17 protein-coding genes are annotated in these 19,362 nt (G+C 62.4%); 10 read left to right on the top strand and 7 right to left on the bottom strand.

From position 1 onward, the window contains the following. Positions 1-145 precede the first annotated feature (145 nt). On the top strand, positions 146-1,039 hold the full coding sequence (locus ACYP01_RS10040) for a phosphoribosylaminoimidazolesuccinocarboxamide synthase (protein WP_003945463.1): 894 nt from the start codon (positions 146-148) through the stop codon (positions 1,037-1,039). After that, on the top strand, positions 1,036-3,150 hold the full coding sequence (locus ACYP01_RS10035) for a S9 family peptidase (protein WP_065351976.1): 2,115 nt from the start codon (positions 1,036-1,038) through the stop codon (positions 3,148-3,150). The genes ACYP01_RS10040 and ACYP01_RS10035 overlap by 4 nt, the downstream gene beginning before the upstream one ends. Positions 3,151-3,194: 44 nt before the next feature. Here the strand turns inward: ACYP01_RS10035 and ACYP01_RS10030 are convergent, their stop codons facing one another. Next, positions 3,195-3,884: a response regulator gene (locus ACYP01_RS10030; RefSeq protein WP_003945570.1), complete on the bottom strand. Its 690-nt coding sequence runs from the start codon at positions 3,882-3,884 to the stop codon at positions 3,195-3,197. Continuing rightward, the gene (locus tag ACYP01_RS10025; RefSeq protein ID WP_003945507.1) at positions 3,881-5,467 is read right to left on the bottom strand and encodes a sensor histidine kinase; all 1,587 of its coding nucleotides are present in this window, start codon (positions 5,465-5,467) and stop codon (positions 3,881-3,883) included. The genes ACYP01_RS10030 and ACYP01_RS10025 overlap by 4 nt, the downstream gene beginning before the upstream one ends. Before the next feature lie 119 nt (positions 5,468-5,586). On the opposite strand from ACYP01_RS10025, the gene ACYP01_RS10020 reads away from it, so the two are divergent. Beyond that, a complete protein-coding gene (locus ACYP01_RS10020) occupies positions 5,587-6,999 on the top strand; it encodes a C4-dicarboxylate transporter DctA (RefSeq protein ID WP_007734438.1) in 1,413 nt (470 codons plus the stop codon). A gap of 131 nt (positions 7,000-7,130) precedes the next feature. On the opposite strand, the gene ACYP01_RS10015 is transcribed toward ACYP01_RS10020, so the two are convergent. The 3 genes from ACYP01_RS10015 to ACYP01_RS10005 all read right to left on the bottom strand — a co-directional run bounded on the left by ACYP01_RS10015 (position 7,131) and on the right by ACYP01_RS10005 (position 10,578). Then, entirely contained in the window at positions 7,131-8,354 is a 1,224-nt protein-coding gene (locus tag ACYP01_RS10015; protein WP_459679735.1) for an acyl-CoA dehydrogenase family protein, read from the bottom strand. After that, positions 8,351-9,628, bottom strand: coding sequence for an acyl-CoA dehydrogenase family protein (locus tag ACYP01_RS10010; RefSeq protein ID WP_459679733.1), 1,278 nt, complete (start codon positions 9,626-9,628; stop codon positions 8,351-8,353). The genes ACYP01_RS10015 and ACYP01_RS10010 overlap by 4 nt, the downstream gene beginning before the upstream one ends. A 125-nt stretch (positions 9,629-9,753) precedes the next feature. Continuing rightward, a complete protein-coding gene (locus ACYP01_RS10005) occupies positions 9,754-10,578 on the bottom strand; it encodes a sucrase ferredoxin (RefSeq protein WP_459679731.1) in 825 nt (274 codons plus the stop codon). 277 nt (positions 10,579-10,855) lie between these two features. On the opposite strand from ACYP01_RS10005, the gene ACYP01_RS10000 reads away from it, so the two are divergent. The 4 genes from ACYP01_RS10000 to ACYP01_RS09985 all read left to right on the top strand — a co-directional run bounded on the left by ACYP01_RS10000 (position 10,856) and on the right by ACYP01_RS09985 (position 14,742). Continuing rightward, complete coding sequence (locus ACYP01_RS10000; RefSeq protein WP_459679729.1) at positions 10,856-11,791, top strand: ABC transporter substrate-binding protein; 936 nt, start codon at positions 10,856-10,858, stop codon at positions 11,789-11,791. A gap of 47 nt (positions 11,792-11,838) precedes the next feature. Continuing rightward, entirely contained in the window at positions 11,839-12,336 is a 498-nt protein-coding gene (locus tag ACYP01_RS09995) for a glutathione peroxidase (protein ID WP_459679727.1), read from the top strand. Positions 12,337-12,430: 94 nt separating this feature from the next. Then, entirely contained in the window at positions 12,431-13,135 is a 705-nt protein-coding gene (locus tag ACYP01_RS09990) for a DUF2334 domain-containing protein (protein ID WP_007734443.1), read from the top strand. 227 nt (positions 13,136-13,362) lie between these two features. Continuing rightward, positions 13,363-14,742, top strand: coding sequence for an Ig-like domain-containing protein (locus ACYP01_RS09985; RefSeq protein ID WP_459679725.1), 1,380 nt, complete (start codon positions 13,363-13,365; stop codon positions 14,740-14,742). An 8-nt stretch (positions 14,743-14,750) separates the two neighbouring features. Here ACYP01_RS09985 and ACYP01_RS09980 read toward each other — a convergent pair whose 3' ends face one another. Then, complete coding sequence (locus ACYP01_RS09980) at positions 14,751-15,398, bottom strand: MBL fold metallo-hydrolase (protein ID WP_054781003.1); 648 nt, start codon at positions 15,396-15,398, stop codon at positions 14,751-14,753. A 165-nt stretch (positions 15,399-15,563) separates the two neighbouring features. Here ACYP01_RS09980 and purS point away from each other — a divergent pair, with 165 nt between their 5' ends. Next, positions 15,564-15,803 (top strand): phosphoribosylformylglycinamidine synthase subunit PurS, encoded by a 240-nt coding sequence (purS, locus tag ACYP01_RS09975; RefSeq protein ID WP_003945817.1) that lies wholly within the window; start codon positions 15,564-15,566, stop codon positions 15,801-15,803. Further along, positions 15,800-16,477 (top strand): phosphoribosylformylglycinamidine synthase subunit PurQ, encoded by a 678-nt coding sequence (gene purQ, locus ACYP01_RS09970; protein ID WP_003945887.1) that lies wholly within the window; start codon positions 15,800-15,802, stop codon positions 16,475-16,477. Before purS ends, purQ begins: the two co-directional genes overlap by 4 nt. A gap of 79 nt (positions 16,478-16,556) precedes the next feature. Here purQ and ACYP01_RS09965 read toward each other — a convergent pair whose 3' ends face one another. Next, positions 16,557-17,777 (bottom strand): pyridoxal phosphate-dependent aminotransferase, encoded by a 1,221-nt coding sequence (locus ACYP01_RS09965; protein ID WP_003945423.1) that lies wholly within the window; start codon positions 17,775-17,777, stop codon positions 16,557-16,559. Positions 17,778-17,915: 138 nt separating this feature from the next. On the opposite strand from ACYP01_RS09965, the gene ACYP01_RS09960 reads away from it, so the two are divergent. Further along, positions 17,916-19,322, top strand: a complete 1,407-nt coding sequence (locus ACYP01_RS09960) for an aminotransferase-like domain-containing protein (protein WP_042452643.1) — start codon at positions 17,916-17,918, stop codon at positions 19,320-19,322. Positions 19,323-19,362: the final 40 nt, after the last annotated feature.

Raw genomic sequence — 19,362 nt, 5'->3', positions numbered from 1 at the left:
GTGACGGTGGCCTCTCGCCTGCTGGCGAGGGGCCACCTGCATATCCGGATGAGCAGGGCGGACAGCTCTCCGAACGGCGAGGACGCTTACCTGTCCCGGCTACCGGGGTTCTGTACGAACTGCGAACGCCCGATAGGGTGACCGGGTGCGTCCTACACTTGATTCCTACACTCATCTGGCCGGTGGCAAGGTCCGTGACCTTTACACGATCGACGACGAGCATCTGCTGCTTGTCGCGAGTGATCGGATCTCGGCCTACGACCACGTGCTCAGCACGCCGATCCCGGACAAGGGTCGCGTGCTCACCGCGATGAGCGTGTTCTTCTTCAACGTCCTCGGTGGCACCAACCACCTGGCCGGCGAGCCCGACGACGATCGTATCCCGGAAGAGGTTCTCGGCCGCGCTCTCGTGGTGCGCTCCCTCGACATGGTTCCCGTCGAATGCGTAGTTCGTGGCTTCCTCACCGGCTCCGGCCTGGTCGACTACAACAACACCGGCGCAGTGTGCGGCGTCGCGTTGCCCGAGGGCCTCGTCGAGGCCTCGCGTCTGCCCGACCCGATCTTCACCCCGGCGTCCAAGGCGGCTCTCGGGGATCACGACGAGAACATCAGCTTCGATCAGGTAGTGGAGAAGGTCGGCCAGAAGCTGGCAGTGCAGCTTCGCGAGGACACTCTCGACGTCTATGCCCGCGCCTCCAACTTCGCAGCCGATCGCGGAATCATCCTTGCCGACACCAAGCTCGAATTCGGTCTCGACTCCGCTGGAAACCTCGTGCTCGCCGACGAGGTGCTCACCCCCGACTCGTCGCGCTACTGGCCTCTCGAAGGCTACGAAGCGGGCAAGGTGCAGCCCAGTTTCGACAAGCAGTTCGTGCGCGACTGGCTCACGAGCCCTGAATCCGGCTGGGACCGTAGCTCGGACACGACGCCGCCGCCGTTGCCGCAGGAGATCGTCGACGCGACCCGTGCACGCTACATCGAGGCGTACGAGCGCATTTCCGGTCTGTCCTTCGACGATTGGGTCGGTCCCAGCGCATGAGCCTGATCCCGCCGGTCGCAAAGAAGGTCCCCACCGAACGTACCCATCACGGACACACGTTCGTCGATGACTACGAGTGGCTGCGGGACAAGGACAACGCCGAGGTAGTCGCATACCTCGAAGCCGAAAACGCGTACACCGACGAGCAGACGGCCGCGCTCGAGCCGTTGCGCGAGAAGATCTTCCAGGAGATCAAGTCGCGGACGCAGGAAACCGACATGTCGGTGCCCACTCGCATGGGTAAGTGGTGGTACTACTCGCGCAGCGTGGAAGGCAAGTCGTACACCGTCCAGTGCCGGTGCCCCATCGCCGGTGAAGACGACTGGACTCCGCCCGACCTGACGCCCGGCGTCGAGCTGGCCGACGAGCAGATCCTCATGGACGGCAACGTCGAAGCCGAAGGGCACGAGTTCTTTTCGCTCGGCGCGTTCTCCATCAGCGAGGACGGCACGTTGCTCGCGTACTCGGTGGACATCGTCGGCGACGAGCGGTACACCTTGCGGTTCAAGAACCTCGAGACCGGTGAGATGCTCGCCGACGAGATTCCCGATACCGCGCCTGGCGCCACCTGGGCGATCGACCACAGTCACGTCTTCTACATGACGGTCGACGACTCCTGGCGTCCGGACACGGTGTGGCGTCACAAGCTGGGAACGCCGCAGAGTCAAGATGTTTCGGTGTTCCACGAGCCCGACGAACGGTACTGGGTTTCGGTGGGGTCCACCCGCAGCGAGAAGTACCTGATGATCTGGGTCGGTTCCAAGGTGACCAGCGAAGGCTGGATGCTGGAATCGGCGAACCCGGAAGGCGACTTCCGCGTCATCATCCCGCGTCGCGAGGGCGTCGAGTACGGGGCCGAGCACGCCGTGATCGGGGGAGAGGACCGCTTCCTGATCCTCCACAACGACGTCGTCGACGGCATCAAGGCAGAGAACTTCGTGTTGGTGGAAGCTCCCGTGTCGGATCCGACGAACATGACGACGCTGATCGAGCACAGCGCAGACGTTCGTCTGGAAGAAGCCGAAGCCTTTGCCGGACACCTCGTCCTGAGCTACCGCCGCGAGGCGCTCACTCGGGTTGCCGTGTGGCCGTTGACGGATGACGGCTACGGCGAACGTCACGAAATCGACTTCGACGAAGAACTCTTCAGCATCGGCATGGGGTCCAACCCGGAATGGGCGCAGCCCACCATCCGGCTCGGATTCACCTCATTCATCACTCCCGGGCAGGTGTACGACTACTACGTCGCCAGTGGTGAACTGGCACTGCGTAAGTCGCAGCCCGTTCTCGGAGACTTCGATGCGAGTAACTACGAGCAGCGTCGCGACTGGGCAGTAGCCGACGACGGAACCCGCATTCCGCTCTCGATCGTGAGGCGCGTAGGTGCGCCGGAAGGTCCCGCGCCGCTGCTGTTGTACGGCTACGGTTCCTACGAGGCGAGCATCGACCCGTCGTTCTCGGTTGCCCGCTTGTCGTTGCTCGATCGCGGTGTCGTCTTCGTCGTCGCACACGTGCGCGGCGGCGGCGAGATGGGTCGTCACTGGTACGAAAACGGCAAGACGCTCACCAAGAAGAACACCTTCACCGATTTTGTCTCTTGCGCAAAGCATTTGATCGACACCGGTGTAACGTCGGCCGACCGGATGGTTGCCGACGGCGGTAGTGCGGGTGGACTGCTGATGGGCGCTGTCGCCAACCTCGCTCCGGAACTGTTTGCCGGCATTCTCGCCAATGTTCCGTTTGTCGACCCGTTGACGTCGATTCTCGATCCGTCACTGCCGTTGACGGTCATCGAGTGGGACGAATGGGGAGATCCGCTGCACAACAAGGACGTCTACGACTACATGCGCTCGTACAGCCCGTACGAGAACGTGGAAGCCAAGGACTACCCCGCCATTCTTGCGATCACGAGCATCAACGACACCCGTGTTCTGTACGTAGAGCCGGCCAAGTGGGTCGCAAAACTGCGCGCCACCAAGACCGGTGATGCTCCGCTACTTCTCAAGACCGAGATGAGCGCCGGACACGGCGGTGTCAGCGGTCGGTACGAGAAGTGGAAAGAGGTCGCGTTCGAGTTCGCCTGGGTTCTCGACACGGTTGGCGCAAACTAGCTTCTGTGTCAATCAGGTTCGGTGACTGTCAGGTTCTGTGTCAATCAGGTTCTGCGGTAACGAACCTGAGGGCGCCCAGCGCGCCCGTACTCGGTCTCCCGGGTGAGCATGCCGTCGTCTGCCAGCTTTTCCAGGTAGCGCCAGGCTGTCACCCGGGACACGCCGACCGATGCTGCCACCTCTGCAGCGGTCACGGGTCCCTCAGAATCCCGGACAGACGCTGCGACGAGTCCGAGTGTTTGAGACGCAAAGCCTTTCGGTGCCGCTGCTCGATCGTCGGACGTTCGTAGCGCGGACATCGCGCGGTCGATGTCGTGTTGACTGACCGCAGACTCTCCAGCGGGAAGCGCTGCACGATATTCGAGGTAGCGCTCGAGCTTGTCGCGGAATGCTGCGAAAGTGAACGGCTTGAGAAGATAGAGGACGATCCCGCGAGCCACGGCGCTTCGGACCACCTCCAGATCGCGCGCCGAGGTAACCGCGATGATGTCCGGACTGGGCCGCAAACCGCCCAGGGCGGAAGCCACGTCGAGACCGCTGGCGTCGGGCAACCCGATGTCGAGCAGGACCAGGTCGATGGGCTGGTCGGTGGCGTTGGCCGCCGTAACTGCACGCACGGCGGCGTTCCCGGAATGAACCACGCCGTGGACCACGAACTCCGGCACTCGCTCGACGTAGGAACGGTGCGCCTGCGCGATCAACGGTTCGTCGTCGACTATCAGTACACGGATCATCGCGGCGCTTCCGCCTCGCGCAGCGGGATGCGGACCACCAGCATGGAGCCCATCGCCGGTTCGCTGGTGAGCGTGCCGCCGTGCCGTTTCACCACTTGAGAGACGAGTGCGAGACCGAGTCCACGAGAGCCGGATTTTGTGGAGTAGCCACGGCCCTTGGCCTTTTCGAGTGCTTCGGGTGTCATTCCCGGGCCGCTGTCGGCGACGGCAACAACCATCATCGAATCCTCTTCCATTACCGTCACTTCCACCCACGGAGACTCGCTCGCGCGCGATGCGTCAATAGCATTGTCCACGAGATTGCCGACCAGCGTGACCAACTCGCGTGCATTGAGCGAAGGAACCGGACCGAGCGCGGTGTCTTCGGTGATGGTCAGGTCGACCCCGCGTTCGGTCGCTTCACTCATTTTCCCGAGCAGCAGTGCGGCGAGCGCCGGCTCGTGGACCGCATTCATCAGACGATCTATCAACTGTTGGGACACTCGCAATTCATTGGTGGCGAAGGCCACTGCGTCGTCGTTCCGGCCCAACTCGACCATCGTGATGATCGTGTGCAGACGATTTGCACTCTCGTGGGCTTGCGATCGAAGCGACTCGGCAAAACTGCGTACCGAATCCAATTCCCCGAGTACGTTCTGCAATTCGGTGTGATCGCGAATTGTCAGCACGGTGCCAATTCTGTTGCCCTCCCACTCAACCGGGTGTTGGTTGACCACCAGCACACGCTTGTCGGTGAGGTGCACTTGATCCTTCGCGGGAGAGGCGTCGTCGACTCGCATGGTCTCGGGGATGGACGAAAGTGGCACGGGCCCGTCCGGTAGATCGAGGAGGCGACGCGCTTCGTCGTTGACGATATCCACTCGCGCATCTCTGCTTCGGCCTCGCCCGATCACCACCAGACCCTCACCGATGCTGTGCAGGACGGCGTCGTGGTGTTCGTACATGGTGCGCAGTTCATCCGGCGCCATCCCCAAGGTCTGTCGCCTGATACGCCGACTCACCAGAAGTGAACTCAGGAGGGCGGCAAGAAGACCCCCGCCGGCAACGAACAGGATGACCGGAACACTTTGGGCGAACTGCTTGCTGATCTGCTCGCGGGTGACACCGGCAGAAACCAGACCGACCAGGGTTCCGCCGGAATCGTAGACAGGAGTGACTGCGCGGATCGACGGCCCCAGCGACCCGGCGTACGTCTCCGTGAAGGTCGCGCCGGCAAGTGCGCGGTCGATGTTCCCGGTGAAGAGTTGACCGATCAGCTCCGGGCTCGTGTGGGTGAACCGAGTGCGATCAGGCGCCATCACCACGATGAAATCGACGCCGGTGGCCTGTCGGATCTTCTCGGTCTGTGGTTGCAGAATCGCGGTCGGGTCCGGACTCGTCAGGGCTGCCGCCGTCGAATCCGACAGGGCGAGAGTCTGCGCTATCGAGCTCACCTGCCTGCGGATCGCGTCGTCGCTGTCTCGGCGTTCGTCGACAACTGCGAGCGCGGCTCCCACACCGATGACCAGCGCCAACAACGCCAATTGCAGGAGCAGGATCTGCCTGGCGACGCTCATACGTCGGCCGGTCTTTCGTTCGACCATCGAGCGCCTCCTGAACGTAATGAACACAAACTTCCGGGCCCACCTGTTTGCAACAAGAATTCTCCACGACTCGAAGTGATCCCGATCACTTCACAGATATCCGATCCAAAGGACACCCCATGAGCAGCACGGCAACAGGGACAGTAGACGGTTCCCCACAGCCCGAGGGCACCAAGGCAAAGCGCGACAAGACGCATTGGCTCTACATGAGCGTCATCGTCGCGGTCATCGGCGGCATCCTCGTCGGTTGGCTCGCACCCGAGTTCGGTAAGTCCGTCGGTGTACTCGGCACGTTGTTCGTCAGCCTGATCAAGATGATGATCAGCCCGGTCATCTTCTGCACCATCGTGCTCGGCATCGGCTCGGTTCGAGCGGCGGCCAAGGTCGGCAAGGTCGGCGGCCTCGCACTCGCCTACTTCATCGGGATGTCCACCATCGCACTCGCGATCGGCCTGGGCGTCGGCAACCTGCTCAACCCGGGCAGTGGCCTGAACATCACGCCCAATGCGGCCTCCGTGGCCAAGCTTGCAGATCAGGCCCACAGCGCGGGCGGTACCTGGGACTTCATCGCGTCCATCATTCCGACGTCGATGCTGTCCTCCCTCACAGCCGGCAGCGTGCTGCAGACTCTGTTCGTCGCCCTTCTGGTCGGCTTCGCGATCCAGTCGCTCGGCAAGTCGGGTGAACCGATCCTCAAGGCCGTCGGATACATCCAGAAGCTCGTGTTCAAGATCCTGACGATGATTCTCTGGCTCGCCCCGATCGGTGCTTTCGGCGCCATCGCCAGCGTCGTCGGCCAGACCGGTTTGAACGCCGTCGTCCAGCTCGGAACCCTGATGATCGGCTTCTACCTGACCTGCCTGATCTTCGTCTTCGGTGTTCTCGGAACGCTGCTGCGCGCGGTCACCGGATTCAACATCTTCAAGCTGGTCAAGTACTTGGCCCGTGAGTACCTGCTCATCTTCGCCACGTCGTCCTCCGAATCGGCACTGCCGCGTCTGATCGCCAAGATGGAGCACGTAGGCGTCGAGCGCACCACGGTGGGCATCGTCGTTCCCACGGGCTACTCGTTCAATCTCGACGGCACCGCGATCTACCTGACGATGGCCTCGATCTTCATCGCCGACGCCATGGGACAGCCACTCGGTTTCGGTGAACAGCTCTCGCTGCTGGTGTTCATGATCATCGCCTCCAAGGGCGCTGCCGGAGTCAGCGGCGCCGGTCTGGCCACGCTGGCAGGCGGACTGCAGAGCCATCGCCCCGAGCTTCTCGACGGCGTCGGACTCATCGTCGGAATCGACCGCTTCATGTCGGAAGCGCGAGCGATCACCAACTTCTCGGGCAATGCGGTTGCGACTCTCCTGGTCGGCGCCTGGACCAAGACGATCGACAAGGAACGCGTCGTCGAGGTACTCGACGGGAAGATTCCGTTCAACGAAGCCACGATGCTCGACGACGAGGACGAAGAAGAGCAGCACAAACTCGAAACGGCTCCGACCGGCACCAAACAGTCGTTCGTGAGCCATCACTAGATCCGTCCGCTCTGCTGAACGTTTGACTGCGCTGCAGGCGCGGAACCCGATCTACGATCAGTGATCCTGGTCGTAACGATGAAAGAGACCGCCGCACCAACCGTGCGACGGTCTCTTTCTGTTCGTGGCTGCTATGTGTACCAGGTCGGTTCGGGAATCTCGCCGGTCAGAAAACGACTACCGACTTCACGGCGTTTGTACGCGAGCGGATCGTGAAGGGTATGCGTCCGAATGTTGCGCCAGTAGATGTCCAGGCCGACGTCGTTGGACGTGGCTCGGGCACCGGTCAGCTCGAAGATCTTGTTGCTGATCTCCAAGGAGACGTCGGCGGCGCGAAGCTTTGCGGCCGCAATGCGTACGGCGAGGTCGCCGCGAGCCTGCTCGGTGAGGTTTTCGCGAGCGTCGTGGAGCACGGCGTCGACCTCACGGCTGACCTGGTCCACGAAGGCCTCCGCTGCCCACAGCTTGGATTGCAAGTCGCCGTAGCCCTCACGGAGGTACCACTCGTCGGTTGCGATTTCGCGGTTGTCACCGCCGTACGGCCATGGACGCGTACGGGTTCGGGTGTACTCGGCGGCAGTGTCCAGTGCGCCACGAGCGATCCCGAGGTAGAAGTTGGCGAACACGATCTCGATCGCCGGGAAGTTCAGGGTGTTGTAGACCAGAGGTTGGAATTCCTTGTCGACAAAGCCTGCCGCACTTGCCCAGTCGACCTCGACGTCGTTGATCTCGACACTGCCGGAATCGGTGAGGCGCTGCCCGAGATTGTCCCAATCACCGCGGAAGACTATGCCGTCCTGAGCAGTCGGCACGATTGCGAACACATGCGTCGCAGTTCCGTCGATGATTCCTTCGAGCACCGTGAGGTCGGTGACTCGGCCGCCGGTGGAAAACGACTTCACACCGTTGAACACCAGGGTGTCTCCGCGGTCCGCGACGGTGAGGTCGGTGTCTCGAGGGTTGACCGCGCCGCCGAAGAAGAATCGGTTGCTCGTGTACAGCTCCTCGACAGCGGAGATCTGCGGATCGGTTCCGACCAATCTGGCTGCCCATGCCCACAGGTAGTGGTATCCGAGCAGTTGTCCGATGGAGCCGTCGGCGCGGGCGATCTCCCGAACCACCTTGTAGGCGGTCTCCCATCGCTGCCCGCCGCCGCCGAACTCGACCGGGCCCAGGAGCGTTACAAGACCACTGTCCTTGAGTAGCTGAACTTCTCGGAACGGTGGTTCGCCGGCTCGGTCGCGGGCGAGTGCGTCGGCGGCAAGGATGTTGCTCACCTCGCGAGCCCGGTCGATCCAGCCCTCGGATGTGTCGGGAACGCCGACGAAGACTTCGGTTTCACTGGTCACGGTCATGCCTGCTCATCCTTTTCGGTCGGTGCGGTCCCGATGGCCCACACGTAAATCGGTTCGGTTCCGTTGATTTCGTAGTCGCCGACAACTTTGGATTTGAAGACGACCGGATTGTGGCTGGCGACGGTGCGGGCGTTACGCCAGAATCGATCGAGATCGAGGTCGCGGCTGACTCCGGAGGCACCGAGTGCGTCGAAGATCTTGGCCGTAGCCGGCACGACGAGTCCGATCGAGGCGACTTGCCCTCGCCCCGAATCGATTTCGGCTGCGATGTTGGCGGCCTTCTCCTCCTCCGGCGAGCCGGAGAATGCGGCTTCGTAAGCCCATTGGGACGACTGTGCTGCGTGCAGCGCTACGGCCTCGGCTGCAAAGGCTGCAGAGGACACCTCGCCGACAACTTGCTGGATCTGCGAATCCTGCGCGTATCTCGGAGCGTTGCCGTGACTGAAGGTTCGAGTGCGAGAGGCAACTCGACGAGAGATCTCGATCGTAGCAGCCTTGGCGATGCCGGCGAGAGTGGCGAGGTGGAACAATTGGTAGAACGCGGTCTGGTATTTGAATCGCGTCAAGAAGTCGAAGATGTTCTCCGGCTGTACAATTGCGTCCTCGTAGACGGACGAACCGGAGCCAGTCGTCTGCTGACCGAACCCGTTCCAATCGTCACTGTGTGTGACACCGGGTTGTCTCGCCTCGACCGCCGCGATCACGAATGCGGCGGTGTCGGTGCGCTGCGAGTACAGGTCGATCCAGTCGGCGAAGATGGAACCCGTGCTGTAGAACTTTGCCCCGTTCGCCAGGAAATGTTCGGCATCGGGTGCGGGCGAGACCTTGGTGTTGGCTTCGCCCAATGCAACGTCGCCGATTTCGGTCCACGCGTTGCCAACCAACTGTCCCTCCGCGAAGCGTCGGAGCCAGATGTCACGCTCCGGGCCGGGGTCGGCGACCAGTCGGTCTTCGACAAACGCGAAATGTCCGCGCAGGGCCTGGGTGATATTGGAATCGGCGCTCGACAGCTCGACTAGTAAGCGGATCAATTGCGGGATGCTCGCACCCGATCCACCGTGTGTTGTCGGCACCCGAACGGCGCCGAAGCCTGCATTCTTGAGTGCGTCGATCTGTTGGAAGGGAAGCACGTGATCGCGTTCGCGTTCGACGACGCCTTGTGCGATGTCCGCGAAGATCGGACGGAATTTCTCTGCCAGTGTTTCGTAGTCGACCTCACTTTTGATCGGATCAGCAGACCGGGGTACGGCATTCGGCGTCAGTGCGGTGGTCATGGGAAGAATGCAAGCTGTAAACACCAGGGGCGTCGATCCTTCATCGCGACCTGATTCGAAGTGTTGTCAGTCAGCGCAAATCTCGGTTCGATGGCCTGCCGGGCACTCTTGTCGAAATCGAGTGGTCAGTGGGGTTGCTCGCGAACGTGCTCGACGGTCCATCCGCTCCATTCGACGGTCCCTCCGGCACCACAATCATGTCGGAACGGCAGCCCTGGAGGACCGGAGCGAACGACGACGCGAAAGTCTCTCCCCTCCAACCGAAGATCGACAGTCGTGTGTTCTCCGTCGACACTCTCGCTGATGCTCTCGAGTGCGTCCGTGGCGACGATGTCGGTGGCGCGTCGGACAGCATGTTCGGCTGCCTGAGCGGCCTGTGACAGTGCCGCCCGGCCGCGCAGGTGCAGCAGCTCCAATTCTCCGGCTAGGTATTTCTCGGCAGCATCGATTGCGGAGTTGCCGTCCAGTCGGCTGAAATAGACTGCGGCAGGCCACGCAATCATGTTGGCCGCGAAACGATCTCCGCCGATGTGACTGCATTCCCACACATCTGCGATCTGTGCCGCGTTCAGTGCCGAAACGACCGGGCGGCCGAGTTCCGCGCAGCACGCATCCTTCTTTCCATGTGTGCAGACTGCGAAGAGCGGTTCCGTGCGGGAGCGGCCGAAGTCGGGTTCCGCTCCGGTGGCGATCGATTCGAACGGCAGTACCGACAGGTCCTCGTATCGGTCGACCGACCCTTCCCGCATCCATTGGCGTGTGCCGTCCGTCCAGGCGAGTACACACGTCGGGGTGAGCACCCGGCGGTTGCGGTGCCGCCGGATCACCACGACGCGGATACGGCCCTGCGCTGCGTAGATCTTTTCGGTGAGCGCGACGGGGAGAACGTCGTCAGGGGCGGACGCCGGCCAGGGGCCGGGATGCTCGATCAATACCCACAGATGTGTCATTCCGGCGCGACCGACCATAGGTTCGCCGGCGGTCGACGACTGCCGTGTGCAGGCGTGAGGGCGTCGACTGGTTTGCGGATTGGCGACAAATTCCGAAAGGCACTGCATAGATCCTTTCCCCAGGACACCGTCGCTGTGACAGGGGAGGGAAGACATGATGAGGCTCCAGTCTCGTAGGTTAGGCTCACCAGACTATTGGATGGTGAATCCTTTGCTCAGCCGTGGTGAATGCACGTGGCTGTGACGGTCGGAAGCAGTCGGTAACAGGAGTTTGTGAATGAAGCGCAGTAACTCGCGTACGAGGTACGTGCTGGGTGGGTTTGTCCTCGCCGCCATCGTGGCAACGACGACTGCTTGTGGCGGTGACGATCTTTATGACCCGGGGATGCAGCCCGACGCCGTGCATGCGGTCACCCACGCACGCGGAACCACCGACGTACCGACGGATCCGCAGCGAGTTGTCGTGCTCGAGCCGGTTCAGCTCGACACGTCGGTAGCGCTGGGCGTGATTCCCGTGGGCACCGCGGTACTCAGCGAGACGACCGGCGTTCCGGCGTACTTCGGTGAGAAGGCGGCGGAGATCGAGATGGTCGGAACCGTCGCGGCACCGAACCTCGAGAAGATCGTCGCACTGAGCCCGGACCTGATCATCGGAACGGAATCGCGGCACGGTGATCTGTACGAGCAGCTCGCTGCCATCGCGCCGACCGTCTACATGGCAACTCAGACCGATCCGTGGCAGGACAACGTCCAGTTCGTCGCAGAGGCGTTGAACAAGACCGATCAGGCAGGTGAACTGCTCGGTGACTACACGGCACGCTGCGAGGAAGTGGCGAGCAAGCACAGCACCGAGGGCAAGACCGCTCAGCTGATCCGCCCACGCGACGACGTTCTGACGCTGTACGGACCCACGTCGTTTGCCGGAAGCACTCTCGAATGTGCTGGACTCACGATTCCCGCACGCGACTGGGAGAACTCGATCTCCGTCGACCTTTCCCCGGAATTCGTCTCCGGAGCCAACGCCGACCTCATCCTGGTCACCTCCGCGAAACCGGCCGATGCCGGCACGATGCCGAAGGCCGTGGCCGACAACGCCGGATTCTTCCCGAACCCGCATCTGGTGGACATGTCCTACTGGATCACCGGCGTCGGACCGCTCGGCGGCCTCACCGTTCTGGACGACCTCGATCGCATTCTCGGAGCGTCGAATTAGCAGTGCGCGAAGGAGCAGTGCGTGAGAGAGTCGCTAAGTTGGAGCCTATGACAACTCCAGTACAGAACATCGCGATCAACACCCTCGGTGGCGTGCCCACCTCTTTGGGTGAATACGACGGCCGCGCCGTCCTCGTGGTCAACGTCGCGTCCAAGTGTGGACTGACCCCGCAGTACTCGGCGCTCGAGAAGCTGGCCAGCGAGTACGCCGATCGCGGTCTGACCGTGATCGGTATCCCGTGCAACCAGTTCATGGGGCAGGAACCGGGTACCGCCGAAGAGATCGAGACGTTCTGCTCCACTACCTACGGCGTCACGTTCCCGCTTCTCGAGAAGATCGAGGTGAACGGCGAAAACCAGCATCCGCTGTACGCCGAGCTCACCAAGGCGGTCGACGCCGAAGGCGCTGCGGGAGACATTCAGTGGAACTTCGAGAAGTTCCTGATCGGACCGGACGGCACCGTCGTCAACCGCTTCCGTCCGCGGACCGAGCCTGACGCACCCGAGGTTGTCGCCGCGATCGAAGCTGCGCTTCCCAAGAACTAGAGGTTTCCAAGAACCAGTAGGTGCGCTGAAAACTGCCGCCGGATGATCATCCGGCGGCAGTGTGCTGTTCACCCACAGCTGCCACTATCGGAGTATGTCCGCAGAACTGATCGTGTCGGTATCCGGAATCAGAGACGAGACATGTTATCTCGCTGCCGGATTCGCAGACGAGATGGACACTCGAGGTGTCCGCTTGTCGCTCCTGGTGGCGCCGCGACTGAAGGACAAATACCGACTGGCCGACGACGCGGTGACGACGGCTTGGCTGCGTGAGCGTCGCGAGCACGGCGATGCCATCGTTCTGCACGGCTACGACCAGGCCGCGACCAAGCGTCGCCGAGCCGAGTTCGCCACTCTGTCGAAGCACGAAGCGAAACTGCGACTACTCGCTGCGGACCGCGTTCTCGAGCATGCAGGCCTTCGGACCCGGGTGTTCGCACCGCCGCGCTGGGTGGCATCGCCCGGTGCCATGTCGGTGTTGCCGGAGACGGGCTTTCGCACGATGGCAGGCCTCGGGGCAGTACATGATCTGACCCGCGGAACCTTGCAACGGGGAAGGGTTTTCGGGATCGGCGAAGGCTTCAAGGCCGAGCCGTGGTGGTGTCGCGCATTGGTTCTCGGAGCCGGGCGTGCCGCCAAACGTGGGGGGCTGGTCAGATTGTCGATCACGGCCAAGCAGTTGGGAAACGAGGGCCCACGTCAGGCCGTCCTCGACGCCGTCGACCTTGCCCTCTTCCACGAAGCCGACTCGCAGGTGTATCGGTGGAACTCCCCGTCTCAGGAGCTCGGCGCTGCCTGAATTCGGCAGTTGGCAACTATTTGATAGCTACGAGACTATGTCGTCTGTCCGGGTTGTCCGAGCGGGCAGACTCTTCGCGTTTCTCCACTTCCTTGCTGGTAGTAGTGCAGAGTGGGTCAAAATCGCATAAAACGGACGATTAATTAGAGCGCTGGGTCAGCCAGCTCTCCCACTGCTAGAGTGCGTGCAGTTAATCTGCCGCTAGTAGATGGGATTGGGATCTCGCCATGCGCACGAGAGTGTTCTCCAAGTCGGCCGAGGGTCTTGTCGCCGTGGCTGTGGGCGCAGTCGTCTGTGCTGCGTTCGTTCCGGCGCTCGCGTCTGCCGCTCCGACCGGCGCGGTTCACACGCTGCCGACGGGCAGTGTCGACGGCGGGTCGAGCGGATCGAGCGGATCGAGCAATGGCGTCCGCACCGCAACCGTCGACGATGAAGGTGAGCAACTCACACTGCGCCTTCACAAGATGAACCTGCGGGGATCCGAGTTCTCGATGGCTGTGCAAGACAGCGACGGAGAGCTGACCGACGCGGTGATCCCGGCGCCCCGTTCGTACATCGGCAGCGTAGAAGGGCGTCCGGACGCAATCGTCTCGGCCATCGTCGACTCCGCCGGAACACTGCGCGGGCAGGTGATTTTCGATCGTGGTGTTTCGATAGAGTTCGTCGGATCCGAGGTGGTCGGTCGCAGCACGGCGCCGATCGACGCAAAACCCAAGTGGCCCACCGCGGCCATTGCGCCGGCCTCGGCCGCAAGGGTCGGCAAGACGGTCAAGCAGTTCGTGGTCGGACTGGACCTCAGTGGCGAGTGGTACTCCGCGCACGGCGCAGGCAGTGCCGCCGTCGCTCTGGATCGGGCCGAGGAATCAATGGCCCGCACCGCTGCCATCTGGATCAGAGACGTCGGGATTCGGCCGGTCCTCGGTCGAGTTGTCCTGCGGGCAGATTCCGCCGGCGATCCGTACTCGAGCAGTTGTGAAAATCTCGAGCAGTTGGAAGATCTGTGGTCCGATCAGGTCGGGTCGAGTGTCGATCAGGCGACCGTCGTGTGCGCATCCGGTGGCGGAAATGCCTACTACTCGAAGTTCGAACTCGACCACAGCTACGCGCATGTCGGTGCCGAGTCCGACGGCAACTTCAGCCGCGTTCTCCGCCACGAGTTGGGCCACAACTTCTATGCCGACGACTACCACGGCGGCGGCGCCGAGGGATCGACCATCATGAACGGTAACGACCTCTCGCGCTTCGACGGCACCGAATTCGCTGCCATCGTCGATGCGGCGGAGGTTGCCTCGGCTCGACTCGACGACGTCGGTCGGTACACGGCAAGCCCGATCCCACCGTACGCCGCACTCGACACCGCGCGGGTCCGCTCAGGCGGCACAGTCACCGTCGACGCCGTCGCGAATGATCATGACAGCAACGGAGATTCGATCACAGTGACCGGCGCCGGGGCGACGTCACTTCTCGGTGGCACCGTGAAGCTCGAAAACGGCGAAGTGGTGTTCGAAGCCGGAACGAAGGCAGGCACCGACAGGATTCTCTACACACTCACCGACGCAGCCGGTGGCACGAGCACCGGCTGGATCATCGTCGATGTGAGTGCGTGAGAACCGAATCAGGCGACTTCGACGCTCGACTCCTCGTCGAGAACTCGGAACTCGGTGCCGTCGGCAGCCATTTCCGAGTAGCGACCGTAGAAGATGCCCGCGGCCTCGTCGCGGATGATCGCTTGATGAATGGGAACCGCAACGCGCGGCGCCACCGCGCGGAGGTAGTCGATGGCCTCCGAGATCTTGAGCCACGGTGCGGCGGCGGGGAGGGCGAGAACGTCGATCTTTTGTTCGGGGACGTAGAGGGAATCGCCGGGATGCATGAACCGTGCCGGGTTGGTGGCGTCACCGAGGAGGAACGCGGTGTTGTCGATCATCGGTAGGTCCGGATGGATGATTGCGTGCTCTCCCCCCGTTCCGGTCACCTCGACGTCGCCGATGCTGAACCGGTCGCCCGGCCGGACGCCGGTCCAGCGCCCACCGAGCTTTTCAGCCGTCTGCGGATCGCTGTAGAGCACGGCGTCGGGATTCGCTTCGGCCAGTTCGGGCAGCCGCGCAGGGTCGGCGTGATCGGGGTGTTGATGTGTCACGAGGATGGCGTCGAGGCCGGTGATGCCTTCGAATCCGTGCGAGAAGTTGCCGGGATCGAAGAGGATCTTCGAGCCGTTCAACTCCACGAGCACACAGGAATGGCCAAAATGTGTCAGTCGCATGATTTCGAGTATGCGCCGCCCCGAAGGGACTCGCAGGCGGGTTTCACAGGTGGTGGCCGTCACGCCTCGATCACTCGATGCGAACCATCTCGGGTCCGCCCGGTAAACTGGCCATCACCCGAGCGTTTCACTCCGGGTTCGCGCACTAGTACCGAGGAGCAGCACGTGGCCCGTGTCGTCGTCGAAGTCATGCCCAAGGCCGAGATTCTCGACCCCCAGGGACAGGCAATTGTCGGGGCACTGTCTCGCCTGGGCTTTGCAGGAGTATCCGATGTCCGTCAGGGCAAGCGGTTCGAGTTGGAGATCGACGGCAGTGTCGAAGACGCCGAACTCGAGAAGATCGCCGAAGGCCTGCTGGCCAACACGGTGATCGAGGATTGGACCGTCAGGCGAGTCGAGGCATGAGCGCACGTATCGGAGTAATCACTTTCCCCGGCACGCTCGACGACATCGACGCGGCTCGGGCAGTGAACCTGGCCGGCGGTGAAGCTGTCGAACTCTGGCACGGCGATGCAGACCTCAAGGGTGTCGACGCGGTCATCGTGCCCGGCGGATTCTCGTACGGCGATTACCTTCGTTGCGGCGCGATCGCACGTTTTGCTCCCGCGATGGGCAAGGTTGTGGAAGCAGCCAAGGGCGGCATGCCGGTCCTGGGCATCTGCAACGGTTTCCAGATCCTCTGCGAAGCAGGATTGCTGCCCGGTGCCCTGACCCGTAACCAGGGTCTGCACTTCATCTGCCGCGACGAGTGGTTGACGGTCGAAGCCAACAACACGGCGTGGTCCTCGCGATACGAGGCCGGCGCGCAGATCCTCATCCCCCTCAAGTCGGGTGAAGGTCGCTTCCAGGCGTCCGAGAAGGTTCTCGACGAACTCGAGGGCGAAGGCCGCGTCGTCTTCCGTTACTCGGAGGAGAACCCCAACGGCTCGCAGCGTCGTATCGCCGGCATCTCCTCGGCCAACGGCCGGGTCGTCGGTTTGATGCCGCACCCCGAGCACGCCACCGAGGCTCTCACCGGTCCCAGTGACGACGGATTGGGCTTGTTCTACTCGGCCCTCGACGCGATCGTCACTGCCTGATCGCCTGCTGATTTTCACCACTGAACGCCGACCGGAAATCCGGTCGGCGTTCAGTCGTATGTGGGCCCGGTACCCAGGGCTACTGGCTGTAGGAACTGAGGAAGTTGCCGAGTCGCTCGAGTGCCGTCGAGAGATCGTCGGTGTTGGGGAGAGTCACCAACCGGAAGTGATCGGGTTCGATCCAATTGAACGCGCGACCGTGGCTGACAAGAATCTTCTCCGATTCCAGTAGATCGAGAACGAACCTCTCGTCGTCGACGATGCCGAACTTGTCGACGTCGAGCTTGGGGAACAGGTACAGCGCCCCGTCGGCCTGTTGGCAACTGATCCCGTCGATGCTGTTGAGCGTGGTGTGTGCGAGATCGCGCTGGGCCGTCAGCCGACCTTGTGGAAGCAACAGGTCCTCGATGGACTGACGTCCGCCGAGTGCAGTCTGGATAGCGTGCTGCGCCGGCACGTTGGCACACATTCGCATGTTGGCCAGCAATTTGATGCCTTCGATGAAGCTCGACGCCCGCTCGAGTGGTCCGGTGATGGCCAGCCATCCGGCTCGGAATCCGCACACGCGGTAGGCCTTGGACAGTCCCGAATACGTCAGACACAGAACGTCTCGCCCGGTCATCGTCGCAAGGTTTGTCATGGATCGGCCGTCGTAGACGATCTTTTCGTAGATCTCGTCGGCGAAGAGCATCAGATCGTGTTTGCGCGCTAGATCCACGAAGCGTTGCAGCACCTCCGTCGAGTAGACGGCGCCCGTCGGATTGTTGGGATTGATGACGACAATCCCTCGGGTGCGCGGCGTGATCCGAGCTTCCAGATCGTCGAAGTCCGGTGCCCAGCCTTGGCTTTCATCGGTGAGGTAGTGGACGGGCGTGCCGCCGGCAAGTGAAACCGAAGCCGTCCACAAGGGATAGTCGGGAGCGGGAATCAGGATCTCGTCCTCTGGATTGCAGAGGGCCTGCATCGTCAGGGTGATCAGTTCGGACACACCGTTTCCGAGATAGATCTCGTCGACGGTGACGTCGGTGATACCCCGCGTCTGGTAGTACTGGACCACCGCAGTGCGCGCCGAATACAGTCCGCGAGAATCGCAATATCCCTGCGCGGTAGGGAGATTGCGGATCATGGCCATCATGATTTCGTCCGGAGCTTCGAACCCGAAGGGGGCCGGATTGCCGACGTTGAGTCGCAGGATCGTGTGTCCCTGATCCTCGAGTTCTTCGGTCTTGTCGAGAATTCGCCCTCTGATGTCGTACCTGACATTCTCGAGCTTGCGGGCCTGATCGATGGGTGTGTTCACGCGGTTACGTACCTCTCCGGTTCGGGTGGGCGAGTTGTGTTTCAGATGAGAAGGGCGCCTCAGGGTTCGGTCTGGAAACGGACATTGATTCGCGATAGCGCTAGCGGCGAAAGAGGAGTAGCGCTACTATGATTCGACATGTCCAATGATAGCAGTTCGAGGATTGTCGCAGCCTTGCGTGAGTGGATCGCGACGGCTCCTCCAGGCGCGAAGCTTCCGTCCACTCGGTCGCTCGTCAGCCTGCACGGGGCGAGTCCGGTCACCGTGCAGAAGGCGCTGCGAACACTGGTATCTCAGGGGGTTGTGGAGGCTCGTCCCGGTGTGGGGACCTTCGTGCGCGCGGCGCGCGTCGTGCGACCCAACGACTACGGGTGGCAGACAGCGGCGCTCGGATCGCCGAACTATCGTCTGCAGTTGCCCATGGCGCTGCAGTCCACCTCCAACGACGTGATCGCGCTGCATTCCGGCTATCCGGCCCGAGAGCTGTTGCCGGAAGGTCTGGTTCGTGCAGCCTTCACCAGGGCGACGCGAACCGACGCCGTGTTCAATCGGCCCCTCGCTGCCGGGCTTCCGGAACTGCAGTCCTGGTTTGCCTCCGAATTGGGTTCCGCCACTCCTGCCGGGATCACTCCGCCGGGGCCGAACGACGTGGTTGTACTTCCCGGCAGTCAGGGTGGGCTTGCAACGTCCTTTCGCGCGTTGGTGGGGGAGGGGCGTCCGTTGCTCATGGAATCGCCGACCTACTGGGGAGCGATCCTGGCCGCCGCACAGGCTGGAGTCACGGTCATTCCGATTTCCAGCGGCGCCAACGGGCCTGATCCTGAAGAGCTTTCGCGTGCATTCGAACAGACCGGTGCCCGTGCGTTCTACGCACAACCGAGCTTCGCGAGTCCGACCGGAGCGCTGTGGTCGCCGTCGTTGGCTGACAAGGTTCTCGACACCGTCCGTCGGCACGGCGCATTCCTCATCGAGGACAGTTCGGCGCTCGACTTCGGAATCACCGCAGATCCCAGCCCCATCGCTGCACGAGACGACAGCGGTCACGTCGTCTACCTTCGTGCGCTGACCAAGAGCGTGTCCCCATCGGTGCGAGTTGCCGGATTGATCGCTCGGGGTCCGGCGTACGAGCGGATTCTGGCTGATACACAGGCAGATTCGATGTACGTCAGCGGCATGCTGCAAGCGGTAGCGCTCGACGTCGTGACCCAACCGGCCTGGCGAACGCACTTGCGCAGGCTTCGTCACCAACTCGAGGCCAGACGCGACCTCCTCGTCTCGAGTCTGCGCGAGCACGCGCCGGACGCTCACCTCGACGCCGTACCGAAAGGCGGACTCAACCTCTGGCTTCGGCTCCCGGACACCACGAACGTCGAACGCGTGGTGCAGGACTGCCGGTCGGCCGGCGTCATCGTCGGGGCCGGTGACGATTGGTTCCCGGCAGAACCGACTGGAAAGTTCTTGCGGCTCAACTACGCCGGACCGAACCCGGGTGAGTTCCCCGACGCCGCCCGCATTATCGGCCGAGCAATCACGCAACATATGTAGAACTTCACCTCGCTGGTGGTTGACCTTAACTTCCGTTGAG

The sequence above is a fragment of the Rhodococcus sp. no. 34 genome (assembly GCF_054589475.1).
The sequence above is the reverse complement of the archived record's forward strand: the minus strand, read 5'-3'. Positions and strand labels throughout refer to the sequence as shown.